The following is an 18,846-nucleotide window of genomic DNA, read 5'->3' on the forward strand; positions in this document are numbered from 1 at the left end:
CATGGGTATGCGACGTAAGATCGCTGCGGCGGTCGCAATGATGGCAGCGGGGGCACTCACCCTCACCGGGTGTGCCGGCAGCAGCAACGCAAGCAGCAGCGGAGGGGCGGCCAAGACCTACAACATCGGCGTTGTGGTCCTTGACCTGCAAGATCCTGACCTGGCCCACATGACCGACGCCATGAAGAAGACGGCGGAGGAAAAGGGCGTCAAGCTCAACATCACCGACTCCAAGAAGGACGTTGGCAGCGAACTGAACCAGGTTGAGGACCTCCTCACCCGCCAGGTGGACGCGGTCATCATGCAGCCGCTGGACGGCGATGCCAGCCAGAACGCGGCCAAGCGGGTCATTGCGGCCAACATTCCGCTGTTCATCCTGTCCACCGAGTTCGCCGACGGATCGAACGTCGGCTACAAGAGCTACATCGGCGTGGATGACACCGTGGCCGGCCAGATGCAGGCCGAATACCTCAACAAGCTGATGCCCAACGGCGGCAACCTCGTGTTCGCAGCAGGTATCTACGGTGCATCCTGGACCGACCGCCGCAAGTCCGGCTTCGACAAGACCATCAATAAGAACTTCAAGATCGTAGCCGAATTCCAGGCCAAGGGCAGCCGGGATGACGCCAAGCGCAACATGGAGGACACCCTTCAGCGCTTCCCGTCCGGCCAGATTGACGCGGTTGTGGCCAACAACGACGAAATGGCCATCGGTGCGGCTTCCGCCATTGCCGATGCGGGACGCACCGCGGAGTTCAAGGCAGTGGTTGGCGTCGACGGTACCGATCCCGCGTTGCAGGACATCAAGGCGGGCACCATGTCCGCAACGGTCCGCCAGGACTCCGCGGGTCAGGGCGTCAAGGCCGTTGAGGTAGTGACCGACTTCCTGAACGGCGCAAACGTGGACAACCGCTACACGCTGCCGTTCACGCTCATCACCAAGGACAACCTGTCCGAGTTCCTGAAGTAGCTCCCTTCAGGACAGGGACGCGGTAACGGGCACAGTGGATCCTTCCACTGTGCCCGTTCTGTTTTGGCACACTACGGCAGCGTGGACACCTGCCTAAACTTCCAGGGGACCACTACGAATTGGAGAAGGCGAACATGCCCTATGGTGACGACGGAGACACGAAAGTAGAGCAGTTGCTGGCCGCGTTGCGCGGGCAAGACATCGAGGTGGATTGCTCTCCGCGACGGCTCTCCGAGTACTCCTACGATGCGTCCAACTACCGTGTCCGGCCTGCCGCCGTCGCCTTCCCGGCAAGCGTCGACGACGTCAGGAAAGTGGTGCGCGAATGTTCGGCTTCCGGCGTTCCCATTACCCCGCGGGGCGGCGGAACGTCCATGGCAGGCAACGCGATCGGTGAATCGTTGGTGATCGACCTCTCGCGAGGCTTGACTTCCGTGGGAGAGGTCGACGGCGGCAACGCGGCTGTCTGGGCGGACGCTGGCGTCGTCCTTGGCGAGCTGCGCTCCTACGTCGAGAAAGCGAGTGGCGGGGAGCTGACCTTCGCTCCGGACCCTTCGTCCATGACGCGGGCCACGATCGGCGGCTCCATTGGCAACGACGCGTGCGGCAACCATTCAGTGGCCTACGGGCGCATGACCCAGCATGTGCAGGAACTGGAACTCGTCACGGCCGATGGTGCCCACCTGCATGCCGGACGGGACTTCCTGCGGGCTGTTGACGCAGGTGACCAGCACTCCGTCGCCCGGGCCAGCGAACTGCTGGTGGGCTTGAAGGAACTGGCCCAGGCCAACCTCGCCCCGCTGCGGGTGGAACTGGGAAACATTCCCCGGCAGGTTTCCGGCTACCACTTGGGGCACCTCCTGCCCGAAAACGGCCTGGACTTGGCGGGCGCTTTGGCAGGCAGCGAAGGAACGTGCACCATTGTGGTGCGGGCCAAGGTCCTGCTGGTCCCGAAGCCCCGGACCACGGCCCTCCTGTGTCTCGGATACGCGAATACCATTGACTCGGCCCGTGATGTTATGACCATCCTCGCTGCCAAGCCGAGTGCCATCGAGGGGCTGGATGCATCGATCGTGGACATCATGCGCCACCGACGGGGTGCCTCCAGCGTCGACTCCCTCCCGCAGGGCAAGGCCTTCCTGATGGTTGAGTTCCCCGGGGACACCATGGAACAGGCGGCCTCCGACTGCGAACAGCTGCTGGAGAAACTCAAAGCCGACGGCCGGGTTGTGGATCACGCCCTTGTCACGGAGTCCCAGGAGCGCGCCAAACTCTGGCGGGTGCGCGAAGACGGGGCGGGACTCTCATCCCGGCGGATCGATGGTGTCCAGACCTGGCCCGGCTGGGAGGACTCGGCGGTCGCCCCGGAGCGCCTGGCAGATTATCTGGCGGAGCTTCTGCCCCTCGTGGAGAAGTACGGCTACACGGCCTTTATGTACGGGCATTTCGGTGCGGGCTGCGTGCACATGCGCCTGGATTACGACCTCCGAAGCGACACTGGCCGGGAGTCGTTTGCGAACTTCACCCGCGAAGCAGCCGCACTCGTGGTGGCCCACGGCGGCTCGCTTTCCGGAGAACACGGCGACGGCCGGGCACGCAGCGAACTGCTGGACGTGATGTATTCGCCCGCGATGGTGGGCATCTTCAGGGCGTTCAAACACCTCTGGGATCCTGCCGGAATCTTGAACCCGGGAATCATCGTGGACCCAGAGCCCTTCGCTGCTTCGCTGGCTCTTGAGGGCGTACCCCAACCGGGTCCTGCGCACGGTGAGCCGGCCGAGGTGCCGGGTGCCGCCGTCGTACCTTCTTCAGCTGGCCGCAGCCTGCTGCCGGTGGTGAGCCCGTTTGTCGGCAATACCCACGCATGTATCGGCGTGGGCCGCTGCCGGGCGACCACCGGCGGCTTCATGTGTCCCAGCTACCGTGCCACCAAGGACGAGAAGGACTCCACGCGAGGCCGGGCAAGGGTCCTGCAGGAACTCACCCGCACCGAGGGCACCAGCCACGACGGCTGGTCGAGTCCGGAGGTCCGGGAAGCCCTGGATCTGTGCCTGTCCTGCAAAGCCTGCTCGGCCGACTGCCCCACGGGCGTGGACATCGCAGAGGCCAAGTCGCAGCTGGTGGATGAGCATTACCGCGGCAAAATCCGACCCTTCACGCACTACTCCATTGGTTGGCTGCCGCGGTGGCTGCCGCTGTTGACTCGCATCGCGCCCATAGCCAACGCGGGGACCGGCTTCCGTCCGTTCCGTTGGGTGGGCGAAAAGTTGGGCGTCAGTGCCCGACGCCGGCTCCCGGCCTTTGCGCCGTCTGGCCGCATACAGCGGCGGGTGCGGGAAGCGCAGTTCACGGACAATGCCGACGTCCTGCTGTTCATCGACAGCTTCACGCGCGCCTTCCGGCCCGAAGTGGTCCCGGCCGCGGCCCGGGTGCTCCGCGACTCGGGCGCCTCCGTGGGCTGCACGCCCGACGCCTGTTGCGGGCTGACATGGATTTCCACGGGACAGCGCGATGGAGCACGGCGGCGGCTGGCCAGGTTGATCAACCGGCTTGACGACGGCACTGAGCGCGACATTGTGGTCCTGGAACCCAGCTGCGCGGCGACTATCCGGGACGAAGGGCCCAAGATGGTGGGCGGTGCGGCGGCCGCGCGGGTTGCCGCCCGGGTCCGTTCGTTCTCCGTGGCTGTCGATGAGGCTATTAAACGTGGTTGGAAGCCGTCCGCCGTTCCGCCCAAAACCGCTGTCCTGCAAACCCACTGCCACGAGCATGCAGTCTTCGGTTCAGGTGCCCAGAAACGCGTTTTGGAGGCGTGGGGAGTGCCCAACCTCGTTGAATCGTCGTCGTGCTGTGGAGTGGCCGGTAACTTTGGTTTTGAGGCCGAGCACTTCGACATGTCCATGAAGGTGGCGGAACACTCCATTGTCCCGGCGCTGGATAGTGGTGAGGGGCTGGTCCTCACCGACGGGTTCAGTTGTGCCATGCAGGTCTCGCAGATCGATCCGGAACGCTCCAGTAAGCACCTGGCAATTGCCTTGGATCCGCAGAGTGCCCGATGGACGGAGAACTAGGTGGCGTACCTCGGCATTTTCCTCATCCTGGTGGCGGCCGGATTGCGCTTTGCAGGTTGGCATTTTGCGGGACCGTCCCGTGAAGCGAGGCCAACGGCGAGCTTCCGCGGCGTCCACGCGGTTCCCCTGGGGGCCGCCGCATTTCTGGTCGCTGCGAGTGGGGTCTTTATCTTTGTCATGGGAATCAGTGTGGAGGGTTAACCCGTGTCTCAAACTGACACGGTTGCTGCGGGAGCCAGGGGCGGATCCTTGAAGGACCCAATAGCTCTATTACTTTTGAGAGTTGATCTCGATGATGAACAGGAAGCTCGCACAAGGACGGCACGTCGAATGGTTGCGGGAATCGGCACACTTCAAGGAAACCGATCTCGGCGAACGCACCGACCTTCAGCTGAAGCGCTCCGGAAAACTCGTTCACCGTCTCCTTCAGGACATGGCAGAAGGCCGCGATAGCAGCGATGCCTCACCGTGGCCCGCGCCGGGCTCCTGATACCCACAATCTGCGGCCCGTACCGCCTGTTCCCTGGCACTGTGTGCAGGCGTTACGGCCGCTTCCTTAATTCCAGGAGGCAGAGTTGGCCGTTCGTGGATCCGCCGGCATGGCGGCTTCGTCCCAAGCGGAGTGCGGGACCTGGGACGCCCCGCCAGCTACCTACGTATTGCCCGTCAACTTCGGCGGTGCTGACGGGCCGGACCTGGCTACGGCTTGCCTGCTCCTTAATATGCCACCGGGAACATTGATCCGGCGCCTGTGCCGCACCAAGCACACCGTTAGGTTGTTCGCAGCGCCTGCGGCCTCCGCCCTGATAGAGGTTCCGTGGGGGAGGGACTGGCACCAAATGGCCTACGCCGGGAGACAGATCAAAGCCGTGCCCCAGGGTTCCCTCACGCTTTCTGTCCTCGGCGTCACTCTCACCAGCTGTGACGGGTACACGGACGACCTCGTGGTGGGCCGCGTACGGGAGTGTTTTGCTGACTGTCTCATCGGTAGAGGTGATTCTGTGTGGTTTAGGTCTTCTCAACCTAACGAATGTTAGTTAGACTCATTCCGTTACGACCCTTTTGAGGATGAAATGAGTCCATCTCCGCGTGAGCAGGCGAACGCTGCTGTCCGGGAATTCCTGTCCAAACGCGACTGGTCGGCACAGACGCCCGCCAGGAGGCGGATCCTCGTAGCTTTCCTCCGGCTGGCTGCCACCAACGGTTACAACTCAGTGAGCATGCGTACGCTGGGCCGCGAGCTGGGCCTGAAGGCCCCAAGCCTCTATTCCAGTTTTCCGCAGGGCAAGGACCAGATCGTGGCCGAATCGCTCCTGTGGTTCACCCACGGATTCGCCCGTGACCTCCTTGATGCAGTGCAGGGAGCTTCGTGCGCGGGCGACTACTGGGCGGCCCTTGTCCGCTTCCATGTCGCCCAGCAAGTGAGCACCCCCGAGGCTGATCTCTGGAATCTTCTGGTTGCTTCGGACAAGGTGGCGGGATTCCTTGGTCAAGGACTGCGTGAAGAGTTGGCCTTTTGGCAGAGCCTGCACGAGGACATGTATACCGCTGCGGCCGAAGAGATGGGACTCGCCGTCACGCGGCAAACCATCCAAGCCATTTTTACGCTGCTCGACGGCGCCGCTCACTGGACCGCTTGGGACGGCACGGTAACGCATCTTGACGGCCTGGCGGACCACGGGGTGGCACTAACCCGTTCCTTACTTGAGGTCGGCACCCGAAGCCGGGCGAGCGCATAGGCCGCGCTGTCCCAACATGGCACAACGCCCTTCCTAGCCCCGTCGATACTGTGATTCAGAACTCTATATTTGGTGATGAGGATTACATGAATAACACCACTCTTGACGCACCAAAGGTGTCGCGTCAGATCCAGGAGAACCGGCTCAGCGGCAACATGGGAGTGGGCGAACTCGTGATGAACGTGCTCGCTTTCTCTTCACCCCTGGCCACGGTGGCCGGAACGCTGCCGGTCCTGCTCATGTTCAGCGGGCAAACTGCACCTGCCATCTACTTGCTGGTTACGCTCATGCTGCTGATCTTCTCGGTGGGATTCGTCAAGATGAGCCGCAGCGTCCAGGGCCCGGGTGGTTTCTACTCCTTTGTCACAGCTGGACTGGGCAAGCCGGCAGGACTCGGGGGCGCTTTCCTGGCACTGTTTGGCTACATCTTTATCGGCTTCTTCGCGCCATCGTTCTTCGGGGTGACGCTCCAAGGGTTTGTAGCCAACACCCTCGGCGGACCGGATATTGCCTGGTACTGGTACGCGCTGGCCATCACGGCCCTTACCACCCTGCTGGCCTACAACCGCATCGATCTGTCCGCCAAGCTGCTGACCATCGTGATGTTGCTTGAAGTGGCGATCATCGTCGTGTTCGACGTCGTTTCGTTCTCGGCCAACGGGCTAGGGGCAGTGCAAAGTGCAGGGTTCGCCCTGCCGTCCATCGCTGACGCGACGCTGGGCTTGGCGCTGCTTTTCGCCGTGGGTAACTTCTTCGGGTTCGAAGCTACCGTTATCTACCGGGACGAGGTCAAGAACCCGGATAAGACCATCTCTCGCGCCACGTATTTGGCCGTGGCAGGCATCGGCATCTTCTATGCAGTGGCAGCGTGGGCCTTCATCGCCTTCTTCGGTGCGGACAAGATCCAGGCCGAGGCAGAGAACAACACGGTGAATCTCTTCAATGACGCACTCGTCGGCCTCGTGGGCAGGATCTTCGCCGACGTCGCCGTCCTTCTGCTCATCACGTCCGTCTTGGCTTGCATGCTGTCCATCCAGAACATTGCCGCCAGGTACAGCTTCGCGCTGGCTGCCGACCACGCGCTGCCCTCGTTCCTGGGCAGGGTGCATCCCAAGCACAAGTCGCCTTACGCCTCGGCACTGGCCGTAGGTATTGTGTGGGCGGTAGCAATCGTGCTGTTTACAGTCATCGGGGTGGCTCCGGAAGTGCTCTATCCGATCGCCAGCGGTAGCGGAACCTTCGCCGTGCTGCTTCTGATGTTCATCACAAGCTTCGCTGTCCTGGTGTACTTCATCCGCCGCCGCGGCTTCGCTCCGGAATCAATCTGGAAGACGGTCATCGCACCTTTCATCAGCGTGCTGTTCCTGGGCGCTATCACCTATCTGGCTATTGCCAACTACCCGGAGCTCATTGGGGGCTCAACGGTTATGACGGCCATCTTCATGACTTTCACTTTCGCGCTTTTCTTCGGCGGCATCGTCTACGCCTTCTTCCTCCGCTCCAAGCGCCCCGACATCTACGCGCGCTTGGGTCGCCAGAGGATCGACTGATTCGAACTCCCCCTATAGATCCCGGTCCGGGTCACCTTCCATGAGATCGCCTACCCATGGCAGGTACCCGCGGTGGAAGACCATTCCCTCCGGCAGCCCGTCTACGGAAACCGATGAGCCGGAAATGTTGATATTGATCCTGCCCTCACCGATCGGCGCGTTGGCGATGTGCAAATCGCCGTAACTTTCTGGAAGGACAGGGTCCATCCAGATGCCGCCCTGGGAGACATCGGGATCGTAGCGCATGAGAGTGGACACCAGCATGATGGGTGCAGTGGCGGCCCACGCCTGTGGCGAGCAGGCAGTGGGGTAGGGCACGGGAGCTGAGAATGCCTCCCGACTGAAGCCACAGAACAATTCGGGCAGCCGGCCATCGGAGAACTCTGCAGCCTCCAGCAACGCCGTCGAGATACGTTGTGCTTCCTCCACGAAGCCATACCGCATAAGGCCTACCTGGATAATGGCGTTGTCATGCGGCCAGACAGATCCGTTGTGGTAGCTGACGGGGTTATAGGCGTCCATGTCGTCAGCCAAGGTACGCACTCCCCAGCCGCTGAACATTCGATCGGACATCAGGTGCTCTACTACGCTAGGTGCCTTGTCGTCGTCGATAATGCCGGTAGCCAGACAGTGTCCCATGTTGGAGGCGCAGGCATCGACCGGACGCTTGTAGCGATCCAGGGCGATTGCGAAATAGCCTTTGTCCGGCAACCAAAAACGTTCATTGAACTGTTGCTTCAGGCGTACAGCGCGGGCGCGGAGTTGGGCCGCTTTGGCCTCGTCGCCGGCCTCATGCGCCATCCAAGCCGACGCTAAACATGCGCTGTAAACATAGCCCTGCACCTCGCTCAGCGCTATTGGTGCTTCGGCCAGGGTTCCGTCGGCGAAGTTAATGCCGTCCCATGAGTCTTTCCATCCTTGGTTGATGAGGCCTCTATCGTTGAGGCGGGCGTATTCGATAAAGCCGTCTCCATCCCTGTCGCCGTAATTCCAGATCCAGTCCATGGCGCGGTCCGCATGGGGCTGCAGGGCAGCGATGGTCTCTTTGGCGAAACCCCATCGGCTGACTTCGCCCAGAACCATCAGGAATAGCGGCGTAGCATCGACGCTCCCGTAGTATGCCGACTTTCCGCCAAGGGCAAGGCCACTGGATACGTCAAGGCGTACCTCGTGGAGGATCTTTCCGGGTTCTTCCTCGCTCATGGGATCCACGACACTGCCTTGCAGGTCCGCCAGCGTTTGCAACGTACCCAGTGCCAAGGAGGGATCAACCGGAAGCGCCATTGTCGAGGCCCAAAGAGAGTCCCGCCCGAACAGTGCCATGAACCACGGCGCCCCTGCAGCAACCACCACGCGCTCGGGATGCTTGGGGTCCTCGATCCGCAGTGCCCCCAAATCTTCGTAGCTGCGCCGCAGGGTTCGTTCAATGGACCGGTTGCCCATCTGCACCACGGGGATTTTGGCCACCCACTCCTGCCGCCGACGATCGCTTGGCGAAAGGGCGTCTTTGCCGGAGTGCGCACGGGGCTGGGTGTCTTCCACGCCCCAGGGCGCCACAGTCAGCCGCACGTTCCAGTGTCCGTGCGGAGGAACGGTCGTCCGGTACGTCACGGCCTCGGGCGTCACCACTGCGGTGGGGCCGCCGTCGATATTGACGCCCTTGGTAATGTCCTGCCATTTTGCCCGGATGATCAGCGAATGGGCCTCCACTTGCCGGGTTTCCTGCCAGGTTCGCTGGACACGGGCCTCCTTGACTTCGAAGAGGTCCGCAAAATCCGACTCAACCGTCAGCGCGATGACACACTCCGCGGGGAGTCCAGAATAATTCCGGACGGTGATCTGCTCGGTGATGCCGCTGCCCACTTCCCGTAGTCGTTCCACGACCAGCGGGCTGTCGGCCCTCCCGTCCCGGCGTGCCACTCGACCTGCAAAGAGAACCCGGTAAGGCTGTTTGACGTCCGCTGCAAGCGCCTCAACGGCTTGTTCGTTCACCGAAAGCTTCCAACAAGACAGGATGCGTGTGTCTTCGTAGAAGACCCCGTGCGGAAGGCCCGGAACTATGTCCCCGTTGGTTAGCGAGATGCAGAAGTTGGATCCTTCCACCAGCGTGACGGCCGCGCCCAATGCTCCGGCCGCCGTGTCAGCATTCCACCCAGCCATTGCGGCTCCTTTGAGGATCGACATCGGAGTGGCCGTTCACGGATGACCACCGTCACCGTGCCTTCTGATGCCTCGTCGTCAGTATTTCTGACGCTACGCTTGTCGTCCCGTGGGTACCAGCCTTCAGCCGGCTCAGAGTCCGGGTTGTGTGAGTCAGACCCTGGGGCGGTGCGGGAAAGGATGAGTGCAATCGTGCATGGGTGAGTGACGCACTGGAACGGCGAAGGCCCGACTAGGAGCTAGAGACCCGGCTTACTAATGTTCGACCTGGCCCACGAACTCGGCGTCTTCATCAGCCCGGAAATCCATTCAACGACCCCAGGAGTCAAGAGTCCCCATTACCGCAAAGGCGGTTTGACGTGTGGAACGCCCCGCTTCGTCACGGGACGGGAGTTCGCGCAGTTACTTCCCACTCCCGTGGTTTTAATGCCGATGACGGATCTTTCGTCAACTCGAGATTTGGACCCAGGGCACTCGACGGCGTGGTGCGGTGGCAGCGCTCTGAAGAGCCGTTTATCGGCATTTGCTGCTTTCGTAATCATCTAGGTTAGGGCATGTCGAGGGGGTTCTTGTAGGCGGTGTCCTTGTTGGTGTTCCAGCCGGCGATGATGCCTGCGCCGAGCATTTGGTCGCTGACTCGTGCGAAGCGGTAGCCGGGGTCGGTGTCGAGGGCGAGTTGGAGGTATTGGTGGGCTTTGGAGCCTCTGCCTTCCCACCAGTTGATGTAGCCGATGGTGGTGAGGATGGGTGCTGCGTGTTCTGGGGCTGTGAGGGTGTAGGTGTGGGTGAGGAGCTGTTTGGCCCATTCGATCCGTGACCAGTTCGGGGCGGCATGGGTTTGTGCGAAGAGGATGTGCTCGGGTGGTTCGTCGATGCCGGGTATGTCGGCCATGAGCTGGTCGCGGACGTGGGGGAATTGGTAGTAGGCGATGAGTCTCAGGACGTCCGGGTCGCTGGGGTAGTCCTTGGTCTCGAGCATGGTGCACCAGAGTTCGTGGGCGTCTTGATTGACGGCAGCTGGTGGTCCGTTGAGGACGGTTTGCATGTGGTGTTCGACGGCGGTCGCATGCTCTTGCTTGTCAGTCGCCGCTGGGAGGAGCAAATGGTTCGAAGGTTTCGATGGTGCTGCCGCGGTAGATGAATTCGGCGTTGAATTGGGAGTATTCGGTGGTGCTGATGGGGATGGCGATGTCGGGCCCGGGTGGGGTGTCGTAGGGGGAGACAGCTGTGCTGGTGACGTAGATGCCGTCGCGGATGTTGATGCCTTCCTGGGCGAGGACTCCGGTGAGGGCGGCAATGGTCTTGCGGTGCGGACGAGCTTCTCCTGGTTCCGGGAGTTCATTGGTGTAGAGGGCGAAGACGATGCCGTTGGCTCGTTCATCCGTCGTGAGGTAGGCGGCGACTGTTCGAGCGAAGTGGACCTCCAAGCCGGGTTATTGGGGGAGGTCGATGCGGAGGGTCGCGCCGACTTTGTCTTTGTCGAGGGTGATGCAGACGAGGCTTTCTTGTGGCCAGAATCCTAGGGTGTGGCCGATGAAACTGAGCAGGTCGGCGGGGTCCTTGACGGTGAGCGCATTCATTGTCCTGTCTCCCTTGTCTGTTGTCTCACGTGACTCGCGGTTATGGCCGCTCGATGGGCCCCAGTGCTGATCGTGGCGCCACCGTTAGGCTCAGCGAAGCGTGTGGCTATTCAGAAAGCCCTACAGCGGAAATGCATCTGTTAATTCATGCGGATCCATAGCCCCGGCACCATGACCGTGGACGGTCCATTCTTCATACGGCGCAACAGGTCCATGCCAGGGAAGGAGTCCGGCCGTCCAAGCGCGCCCGGGCGTCGTACGCAAGGCCGGCGGGATGCGTTTAGTAGTCCTAGGCACTTACGGACCTATGGGCAAGAGGTGCTGGTCGTTCTGTTGCGCGACATATGCGCCGTTATCGGTACTTCAGGCGTTCAAATAGCGCTTCGGGCGATGTATGTTCATGGTCAGGACATGCTGAGAGAAAAGCGGGTTGATCGTGATAAATCGTCAAGTTCTCGTTAACGCTTTCGTGCCTGCGCACGAACTGGAAGTTCCAGATCGTTTTGCGGGACGGCGCAAGCAGGTGCTCGAGCTGTCAGATTGTTTGTACGCGCATGGTGCCACTCCGCTGATTTACGGGGACCGAGGCCTAGGGAAATCAAGTCTGGCGCTTCAATTACAACTTATCGCGATGGGAAATGCTGAGCTGCTGACTAAGCTTGGCGTCACGGATCGAGTCCTTCCCCCGGACAAGCGTTTTCTGACCTTTTTTGTCACCTGTACGGATTCGACGCGGAATTTTGCCGATCTCCTTCAATCCTTGGTTAATCATGCGGAGTCGGTTGAGCATGTGGATACCTCGGCGGGTGCCACCAAACTGATTGATCGCACGACTCGAAAACGGGTAACATTCAAGCTGTTTGAAGCGGAGAGTACAAAGAAGTACGCGGCTGAAAGTGGGCGCCTATCCTTCAAAGATCTTAACCTTGAGGAGAAGTTGGTTCGGCTCTGCGAGCTCCTAACGGACACCTACGGCATGCCAGTTCTGTTCATCATCGACGAGTTGGATCGAATGAAGGACACTGCAGGATTGGCCAGTTTCCTTAAGGCCGTATCAAGCGAAGCTCTGAAGTTTGTACTTGTTGGCATTGCAAGTAATGTGGCCGAGTTGTTGACCGATCATCAATCCATCGAACGGCGCCTTAGGCCGGTGCTTGTGCCCGTGATGGAAGAAGCTGAGCTTGAACAAATTGTTATAAAAGCACAATCCTATTTGAATGCAGAAGGGATACCTCTGGCGTTTTCGATGAGAGCAATCGCACGGCTGGCGGACGTGTCATCCGGCTATCCCTGGTTCGTTCATGTCCTTGGGCAGGAGTGTCTCATCGTGGCGGAGTCCAAGAGTAGAACGTTAGTTCAATACAATGACGTCGATCGAGCGATTCGTGGGCTAGCCAGAAACGAGTCAGCCCAGCAATTGTCAGACATGTATCAAGCGGCCGTTCGGGATTCGGAGCCGAGAGAAAAGACACTGCGGGCCTTTGCCCTCTGGAATCACTCGGACATCCCGACGAGGGACGTGTACAAGCTTTTGAGTGAGGAACTTGGCACTCAGGCGGGTTCCACGCACCGGAGTCAACTTTGCAAGGCTGAGTTTGGAGGGATTCTTTTTGTTCCGCCCTTCCAAAAGCGTGGGCTCGTCCGCTTTAGAAATGAAATGTTCAAGGCATATGTCAGAATGAGGCCGTCGATCTACTCTGGGGTTGACAGTGCGGTGAAAGAGGCTTACCTGAAACGGCACTGGCGCCAAGAGCGAGAGTTTGATGAGTACAGCGGAAGATAAATATCTTTCCTCCGGCTGAGCTTTATCCTGTTCGGCTATGCATTGGTCATGGCCACGTGTGCGGACTTCTTAAGGAATAGGATCAGTGGCGTTCGCATTGAAGGGAATCACATAGGGAAACATGCGGGGGTCGTCAAAGCTGCGGGCGGTCCGGTGCTCTGCATGCTTGTGCTGACCGGGTGCATCCAGATCAATGATGCAGCCCCTCAGGGGAAAGGTGAACCACCAGCAGACGGCGGAAAGTATGCATCCGTGGTCGAATTGCGCGATGCAATGGTTAGAGCAGGGCTCGATTGTCCACGTTGGCACGAGCACGACCTGATGATGGATTCTGCTTCCTCAGCGGACCGCAGTGAGAACATCGTCCTTGCCACGTATTCATCCTGGGCTGACAGGGATAAGCAGATGGGCACATACCACGCCATCGGTGAGTCTATGGAAATCACGGTGCTGCTCGGGACGAACTGGACCATCAACTCCCCTTTGGCCGACAAGGTCAAGGGCAGGCTTGGCGGCTACCTTTTCAAGACGACGGGCAAAGCGTGGCCTGGGGGTGCCCTCGGCGGACTCAAGCACCAGGGCAGCGCGCTGCCTGCAGCGACTTCTGTCAGCCCGTAATCCCGGTCGGGTCGGTCACCAGGATGGACGGGGAGGTGCGCACCACGAAAACCGGGGTTTCCTCAGCGGCCGCGAGCTGGAGCATTGGTGACCGGCACCAACCCTGGGGATTCCCCGAACGGAAATGAGATTTCCGGCGATAACGAACCCTATGTCGTGCAGTCAGCATGACTTGTGATATTCACTGCGCATGCTTTTGGGCATGATGTCTGGTTTTCTGGCACGGGGCCTCCATCCCGGCTACGTCCTGGTGTTGGCACCGCCGTCGGGCTGTATGACCAGCGCTTCGTGAAGTTGATGAGCAGGCGTGGCTGGCGGCGAGGATATGGCCTCTCGGAGGAGAGCGGCGGTTCGTTGCCCGAATTCGTAGGGCTGGAGATCCAGTCCGGCTATATAGGACTCGTTCAGGTTGTCCTTGGAGCTTAGCAAAGAGGCCAACTTCACCTTCCCAAGGCCATGACCGATCCGCGTGAGGGCTGCCTCGGCTCGCTGGGCGACGTCCTGCCAGCCGAAGAGCAGCGAATCAACGTCACCGCCGGACAATGCATCAACCAAGGATGCTTCAAGCTGGGCGTTGGTGGGAAAGCTGCTGACCACTTCAATGACCTGCCGGATGTTCTTCCGGACGCACCATTCTTTGTATCCGAGAACGATTTGGCGTACCCAGGAAGACTCATCCCCGGGCTCAGGGCAAATTAGCGCAGGATGTTCGGCTCCCCTCGAGGCCATGGCGTCCAGTATTTCTCCGCACATTTTGGTGTGCTCAATCTCGACGATGCCCGAAGAGCGCGCATCGGGGAAGCCTGCGATGCGTCCGGCGGTCACGATCGGCACGGGGGAGCGGATGAGGGATTGCACAACGGGGTCGCCCATCATGGCGTCCACCAGAATGGCTCCGTCCACGTGTGTCCAGCCGGACCGGTCGGCTGAACGGTCTGAGACGAGCGTGAGGTCGTAGCCATGTTTGGCGGCTTCATCGGCTACCCCGAGGGCGAAGGGCATGTAGAAGGACATGTTGCGCACTCGTTGAGGCACATACAGAGCGATGGCGCCGGTAGAACTTTCGCGAAGCTGGCGGGCTGCCCGATTGGAGACATAGCCGATTTCTTTGGCGGCCTCCATGACCCTCGCCCGAGTCTCGTCGGCAACCCTGCCGGACCCCTTGAGCGCGTCGGCCACCGTGGTTTTTGAGATCCCAAGGTGCTTTGCGAGATCAATAATTGTCGGTTTGCCCATAAGTGAATGGTATCCACGCGGCGCCGCCCCCTTTGTCCAGCTCCTTGACATGTGAGGGCCGACACTGTCATTCTTGTCCAAGCCGGAACGTTCCGGCATGTGACTGAAACTCCATCCCGTCATCGAAGCCGGCGGTGGAGCCGACACTCCAGAGAGACTTTTCATGATCAATCACAACAAACCAAGCAGGGTGGATCTGCAGGAACAGGCTGGATATCACAAGGGTCTGTCCAACCGTCAGGTGCAGATGATTGGTATCGGTGGTGCCATTGGCACCGGCCTGTTCCTCGGCGCCGGCGGCAGGCTGGCCACGGCCGGGCCTGCGTTGTTCGTCGTCTACGCGCTTTGCGGAATCTTTGCGTACATCATCCTCAGGGCGTTGGGGGAGCTGGTCATGCACCGGCCGTCCTCCGGTTCATTCGTCTCTTATGCCAGGGAGTTCTTCGGTGAGAAGGCGGCGTATGTCGCTGGCTGGATCTACGCGCTGACGTGGGGCCTCACGGCGCTGGTGGACATCACCGCTGTCGCTGTTTACCTGCACTATTGGACAGCGTTCACCAGCATCCCGCAGTGGGTGCTTGCTTTTATTGCGTTGGCAATCGTGACGGCCATTAATCTGGTCTCGGTGAAGCTCTTCGGTGAAATGGAGTTCTGGTTTGCGCTGGTCAAGGTCTTGGCGTTGGTGAGCTTCCTGGTCATCGGCACCATTTTCCTGGCTGGATCTTTCCCTGTGGCAGGGCAAGTCCCGGGACTTGGGATTCTGGAGTCCAAGGGTGGCCTCCTGCCCAACGGAGCGTTGCCGCTGATCATCACTGTCTCGGGCGTGATGTTTGCCTACGGTGGCATTGAACTGATTGGGACAGCAGCGGGGGAGACCAAGAACCCTGAGAAGGTCATTCCGAAGGCCGTCAACGCCGTCATCTTCCGTATCGCTGTGTTCTATGTTGGCTCGAGTGTCCTGCTAGCCCTGCTGCTTCCCTTTACGTCGTACTCCGCTGGTGTCTCGCCCTTTGTGACGTTCTTTGCCTCGATCGGTGTCTCCGGTGCAGGAGATGCGATGAATCTTGTAGTCATCACGGCAGCAATGTCCAGCCTCAACGCGGGGCTGTACTCCACCGGGCGGATCTACCGCTCCCTGGCGGTGGCTGGGTCGGCGCCGCGCTTCATGAACCGGATGAGCAAGTCTGGTGTTCCCTACGCCGGGGTCCTTTTCACTTCGGCTTTTGCGCTGATCGGTGTGGCTGTCAATGCGATTGTTCCCAAGGAGGCGTTCGAGATCACGTTGAACGCAACGGCGATGGCCATCCTGACGGTCTGGGCCACTATTATCTTGTGCCAGCTCCGTCTCCAGCGCTGGGCCAAGCAGGGGTTTGTGACCCGGCCGGCCTTCCGTCTTCCGGGTTCACCCTGGACGTCGTATCTCGCCCTGGCATTCTTGTTCTCAGTGCTGGTTGTCATTGCGTTCCAGTACCCGACGGGGACGTACACAGTAGGTACGCTCGTCATTATCGTCCCGGCGCTCGTTCTCGGCTGGTATGCCGTTCGCGGCAGGGTGAGGGAGCTTGCTCGTCAAAAGGAAAGCCAACACGGGGCGGATGACGTTGTCGTTGCGGCGGAGGAACTGCACTGATGAGAATCGCATTGCTTCAGGCCACCGGAATCGTGGGGGCGGCACAGGAAAACCGGGAGACCTTGGAAGGCGCTGCCAGGTCGGCCTCCAGCCGCGGAGCTGACCTGCTTCTCACCCCGGAACTGTTCCTCAGCGGGTACGACCCGCTCCGTGTCCACTTGGAGGATGGCGCCAATCAGCGCGACTGGATTGCGAGGGCCGCCGCTGCGGCGGGGATTGGCATCGTTGCTTCGACAGTCGATCACGACGAAGCCGGTCGCTACATCTGCGCCTCACTCTTCGACAGAACAGGCCAAGAGCTCACCCGCTACCGGAAACAGCATCTCTTTGGCGCGGACGAGAGCGGAGTCTTCAGGCCGGGTACGTCGCAACCGGAATTGGTCAGGATTGGTGACTTCACCGCCGCGCTGGGCATCTGCTTCGACATCGAATTTCCGGAATTTGCCCGCGAACAGGCACTCCGTGGCGCGAACTTACTGCTCATCCCAACCGCCGTCCCGTTGCGTGCCAGCACGGGTGACGAGCCGCATCCCCTGGATACCAGGATTGTGTCCACTGTTCTGGTGCCTGCCCGTGCCTTGGAAAGCCAAGTGTTCGTTGCCTACGCCAACCATGCCGGCCCGAAGTTCTCCGGGACCAGTACTGTCGCAGACCCGTACGGGCGCCGCATCACCACAGCGGGGGACGCAGACGCCGAGATCGTCTTCGCCGATCTGGACCACAACCTCATCCGGCAAGCCCGGACCGATATTGGCTATCTCGCCTACTTCAACAAGTAAAAGCCCTTTAGACCCACCAGGAATCATCATGAAACCCCAGCCTGTCACGATGCTGACCCCCGACTTTCCCTTCCCCTATGACGAATACCTCCAGCACCCTTCCGGACTGGGATCCGTCCCCCCATCAACACACGGCACCGAAGTAGCCGTGATCGGCGCGGGCCTTGCCGGCCTGGTGGCTGCCCTTGAGCTGATGAAAATGGGACTTCGGCCTGTCATCTACGAATCGGGCACCATAGGGGGCAGGCTCCGTGGGGCCACGCTTCCTGGGGCGGATGCACCCGTCGCCGACATGGGAGGCATGCGCTTCCCGGTGTCCAGTCGCGCATTCTGGCACTACGCCGACCTCGCAGGTGTGGGTTCGGCTCCGTTCCCGAACCCGCTGGACTCCGCATCACCGAGCACCGTAGTGGAACTGGGCGGGCAACAGTTCTACGCCAGTGCCAGCGAGGCCCTGCCCCCGTTCTTCCAGGAAGTCGCTGACGCGTGGGAGCAATGCCTTGAAGAACGTGCCGAGTATGCCGCCATGCAGCAGGCCATCGCAGACCGGGACTACGCCACCATCAAACGGATCTGGGCGGGCCTGGTCCCGGTCCTTGATGACACGTCGTTCTCGAACTATCTGGCAAGTTCCAAAGCGTTCTCCGCCCTGCCCTACCAGTACCGCGAAGCATTCGGCCAAATTGGCTTTGGCTCCGGTGGTTGGGATGTCAGCTTTCCCAACGCCATCCTGGAGATCCTCCGCGTGGTCTACATGGAATGCGAAAACAACCAGCGACGAATTCTGGGCGGGGCCCGCGGGATCACAGACGGATTGTGGAGCCACACATCCGAGAAAATGGAATACTGGCCGGAAGGCACGAGCCTTGCATCCCTCCACGGAGGCATGCCCCGAGGTGCGGTCACCAGCATACGGCGGGCCGCGGGGCCTACTGATCCGGCCGTGACGATCACCGACGCCGAAGGGTCCCGGGAGTACGCGGCAGCCATTGTCACCTGCCACAAATGGCTGCTCTCCACGGAGATACAGGCCGACGAAAGCTTGTTCAGTCCGGAACAGTGGATGGCCATGCGCCGGATCCACTACCTGCAGTCCTCCAAAACCTTCGTGGTTGTTGACCGCCCCTTCTGGCTGGACACAGACCCTGACACCGGACGGCGTGTCATGAGTACAACCTTGACGGACAGAGTCACCCGCGGGACGTACCTTTTCGACAACGGCCCGGACCAGCAAGCGCTGATCTGCCTCTCCTACACATGGAACGATGACGCACTGAAATGGCTGCCCTTGACTGCGCAGCAGCGCGCCGATGTCATGCTGCGCACTCTGGGCGAGATCTACCCGGACGTAGATATCCGAAGCCACATCGTCGGCCAACCGCTCACGGTCTCGTGGGAAGACGAACCCGGTTTCGCAGGAGCGTTCAAAATCAACCTCCCCGGGCACTACCGCTACCAGCGCAGGCTCTACACCCAGTTCATGGAACACGCCCAAGGTGGACAAGCCCAAGGCATCTACCTGGCAGGAGACGACGTCTCCTGGACGGCAGGATGGGCCGAGGGCGCGGTCACTACCGCTCTGAACGCAACATGGGCAGTGATGGACCAGTTGGGCGGGCACTGCACCCCCGAGAATCCCGGCCCCGGAGACAGGTTCACGGAACTCGCTCCTGTCGTGCTGCCGGAAGCATCCGCATTGCCGACATCATTCACGATCCCCGTCTAGGAGG

Annotated in this window: 16 protein-coding genes; 11 read left to right on the forward strand and 5 right to left on the reverse strand. The window is 60.7% G+C overall.

The genetic code is table 11. From position 1 onward, the window contains the following. Window position 1 precedes the first annotated feature (1 nt). From LDN90_RS10545 to LDN90_RS10570, 6 genes are all read left to right on the forward strand, one after another. Entirely contained in the window at window positions 2–970 is a 969-nt protein-coding gene (locus LDN90_RS10545; protein ID WP_223949010.1) for a sugar ABC transporter substrate-binding protein, read from the forward strand. A 134-nt stretch (window positions 971–1,104) separates the two neighbouring features. Beyond that, window positions 1,105–4,041 (forward strand): FAD-binding and (Fe-S)-binding domain-containing protein, encoded by a 2,937-nt coding sequence (locus LDN90_RS10550; protein WP_223949011.1) that lies wholly within the window; start codon window positions 1,105–1,107, stop codon window positions 4,039–4,041. Next, window positions 4,042–4,242 (forward strand): hypothetical protein, encoded by a 201-nt coding sequence (locus tag LDN90_RS10555; RefSeq protein WP_223949012.1) that lies wholly within the window; start codon window positions 4,042–4,044, stop codon window positions 4,240–4,242. Window positions 4,243–4,333: 91 nt separating this feature from the next. Continuing rightward, window positions 4,334–4,531, forward strand: coding sequence for a hypothetical protein (locus LDN90_RS10560; protein ID WP_223949013.1), 198 nt, complete (start codon window positions 4,334–4,336; stop codon window positions 4,529–4,531). A 583-nt stretch (window positions 4,532–5,114) separates the two neighbouring features. Next, the gene (locus tag LDN90_RS10565) at window positions 5,115–5,780 is read left to right on the forward strand and encodes a TetR/AcrR family transcriptional regulator (RefSeq protein WP_223949014.1); all 666 of its coding nucleotides are present in this window, start codon (window positions 5,115–5,117) and stop codon (window positions 5,778–5,780) included. A gap of 86 nt (window positions 5,781–5,866) precedes the next feature. Continuing rightward, on the forward strand, window positions 5,867–7,330 hold the full coding sequence (locus LDN90_RS10570; RefSeq protein WP_223949015.1) for an APC family permease: 1,464 nt from the start codon (window positions 5,867–5,869) through the stop codon (window positions 7,328–7,330). Between the two features lie 12 nt (window positions 7,331–7,342). On the opposite strand, the gene LDN90_RS10575 is transcribed toward LDN90_RS10570, so the two are convergent. The 4 genes from LDN90_RS10575 to LDN90_RS10590 all read right to left on the reverse strand — a co-directional run bounded on the left by LDN90_RS10575 (window position 7,343) and on the right by LDN90_RS10590 (window position 11,070). After that, window positions 7,343–9,490 (reverse strand): glycogen debranching N-terminal domain-containing protein, encoded by a 2,148-nt coding sequence (locus LDN90_RS10575; RefSeq protein WP_223949016.1) that lies wholly within the window; start codon window positions 9,488–9,490, stop codon window positions 7,343–7,345. 547 nt (window positions 9,491–10,037) lie between these two features. Continuing rightward, complete coding sequence (locus tag LDN90_RS10580) at window positions 10,038–10,535, reverse strand: DUF4192 family protein (RefSeq protein ID WP_223949017.1); 498 nt, start codon at window positions 10,533–10,535, stop codon at window positions 10,038–10,040. A 34-nt stretch (window positions 10,536–10,569) separates the two neighbouring features. Continuing rightward, window positions 10,570–10,917 (reverse strand): hypothetical protein, encoded by a 348-nt coding sequence (locus LDN90_RS10585; RefSeq protein ID WP_223949018.1) that lies wholly within the window; start codon window positions 10,915–10,917, stop codon window positions 10,570–10,572. Between the two features lie 6 nt (window positions 10,918–10,923). Further along, window positions 10,924–11,070: a DUF4192 family protein gene (locus tag LDN90_RS10590; RefSeq protein ID WP_223949019.1), complete on the reverse strand. Its 147-nt coding sequence runs from the start codon at window positions 11,068–11,070 to the stop codon at window positions 10,924–10,926. 430 nt (window positions 11,071–11,500) lie between these two features. Between LDN90_RS10590 and LDN90_RS10595 the strand changes: the two genes are divergently transcribed. Together LDN90_RS10595 and LDN90_RS10600 are read left to right on the forward strand one after the other, a co-directional pair. Beyond that, window positions 11,501–12,853, forward strand: coding sequence for a hypothetical protein (locus tag LDN90_RS10595; protein WP_346347005.1), 1,353 nt, complete (start codon window positions 11,501–11,503; stop codon window positions 12,851–12,853). 321 nt (window positions 12,854–13,174) lie between these two features. After that, a complete protein-coding gene (locus LDN90_RS10600; protein WP_223949020.1) occupies window positions 13,175–13,471 on the forward strand; it encodes a hypothetical protein in 297 nt (98 codons plus the stop codon). 240 nt (window positions 13,472–13,711) lie between these two features. Here the strand turns inward: LDN90_RS10600 and LDN90_RS10605 are convergent, their stop codons facing one another. Next, entirely contained in the window at window positions 13,712–14,707 is a 996-nt protein-coding gene (locus tag LDN90_RS10605; protein WP_223949021.1) for a LacI family DNA-binding transcriptional regulator, read from the reverse strand. 163 nt (window positions 14,708–14,870) lie between these two features. On the opposite strand from LDN90_RS10605, the gene LDN90_RS10610 reads away from it, so the two are divergent. Genes LDN90_RS10610 through LDN90_RS10620 form a run of 3 tightly spaced genes read left to right on the forward strand, consistent with a single transcriptional unit; the run spans window position 14,871 to window position 18,842 of the window. Next, entirely contained in the window at window positions 14,871–16,337 is a 1,467-nt protein-coding gene (locus tag LDN90_RS10610; protein ID WP_223949022.1) for an amino acid permease, read from the forward strand. Continuing rightward, window positions 16,337–17,116 carry a nitrilase-related carbon-nitrogen hydrolase gene (locus tag LDN90_RS10615; protein WP_223949023.1) on the forward strand — a complete coding sequence of 260 codons (780 nt, stop codon included), beginning with the start codon at window positions 16,337–16,339 and terminating at the stop codon, window positions 17,114–17,116. Before LDN90_RS10610 ends, LDN90_RS10615 begins: the two co-directional genes overlap by 1 nt. 28 nt (window positions 17,117–17,144) lie before the next feature. Further along, complete coding sequence (locus LDN90_RS10620) at window positions 17,145–18,842, forward strand: NAD(P)/FAD-dependent oxidoreductase (protein WP_223949024.1); 1,698 nt, start codon at window positions 17,145–17,147, stop codon at window positions 18,840–18,842. The last annotated feature ends 4 nt before the right edge of the window (window positions 18,843–18,846 follow it).

This window comes from Arthrobacter sp. NtRootA1 (assembly GCF_019976975.1).
In the GTDB taxonomy this organism is placed as follows: Bacteria; Actinomycetota; Actinomycetes; order Actinomycetales; family Micrococcaceae; genus Arthrobacter; species Arthrobacter aromaticivorans.

Excerpts from the sequence above, each read along its gene's own strand:
- LDN90_RS10550 (WP_223949011.1), top strand. The coding sequence starts at position 1,105 with ATGCCCTATGGTGACGACGGAGACACGAAAGTAGAGCAGTTGCTGGCC.
- LDN90_RS10605 (WP_223949021.1), bottom strand. The coding sequence starts at position 14,707 with ATGGGCAAACCGACAATTATTGATCTCGCAAAGCACCTTGGGATCTCA.
- LDN90_RS10590 (WP_223949019.1), bottom strand. The coding sequence starts at position 11,070 with ATGAATGCGCTCACCGTCAAGGACCCCGCCGACCTGCTCAGTTTCATC.
- LDN90_RS10600 (WP_223949020.1), top strand. The coding sequence starts at position 13,175 with ATGATGGATTCTGCTTCCTCAGCGGACCGCAGTGAGAACATCGTCCTT.
- LDN90_RS10580 (WP_223949017.1), bottom strand. The coding sequence starts at position 10,535 with ATGCAAACCGTCCTCAACGGACCACCAGCTGCCGTCAATCAAGACGCC.
- LDN90_RS10565 (WP_223949014.1), top strand. The coding sequence starts at position 5,115 with ATGAGTCCATCTCCGCGTGAGCAGGCGAACGCTGCTGTCCGGGAATTC.
- LDN90_RS10615 (WP_223949023.1), top strand. The coding sequence starts at position 16,337 with ATGAGAATCGCATTGCTTCAGGCCACCGGAATCGTGGGGGCGGCACAG.
- LDN90_RS10560 (WP_223949013.1), top strand. The coding sequence starts at position 4,334 with ATGATGAACAGGAAGCTCGCACAAGGACGGCACGTCGAATGGTTGCGG.
- LDN90_RS10610 (WP_223949022.1), top strand. The coding sequence starts at position 14,871 with ATGATCAATCACAACAAACCAAGCAGGGTGGATCTGCAGGAACAGGCT.
- LDN90_RS10620 (WP_223949024.1), top strand. The coding sequence starts at position 17,145 with ATGAAACCCCAGCCTGTCACGATGCTGACCCCCGACTTTCCCTTCCCC.
- LDN90_RS10575 (WP_223949016.1), bottom strand. The coding sequence starts at position 9,490 with ATGGCTGGGTGGAATGCTGACACGGCGGCCGGAGCATTGGGCGCGGCC.
- LDN90_RS10545 (WP_223949010.1), top strand. The coding sequence starts at position 2 with ATGGGTATGCGACGTAAGATCGCTGCGGCGGTCGCAATGATGGCAGCG.
- LDN90_RS10570 (WP_223949015.1), top strand. The coding sequence starts at position 5,867 with ATGAATAACACCACTCTTGACGCACCAAAGGTGTCGCGTCAGATCCAG.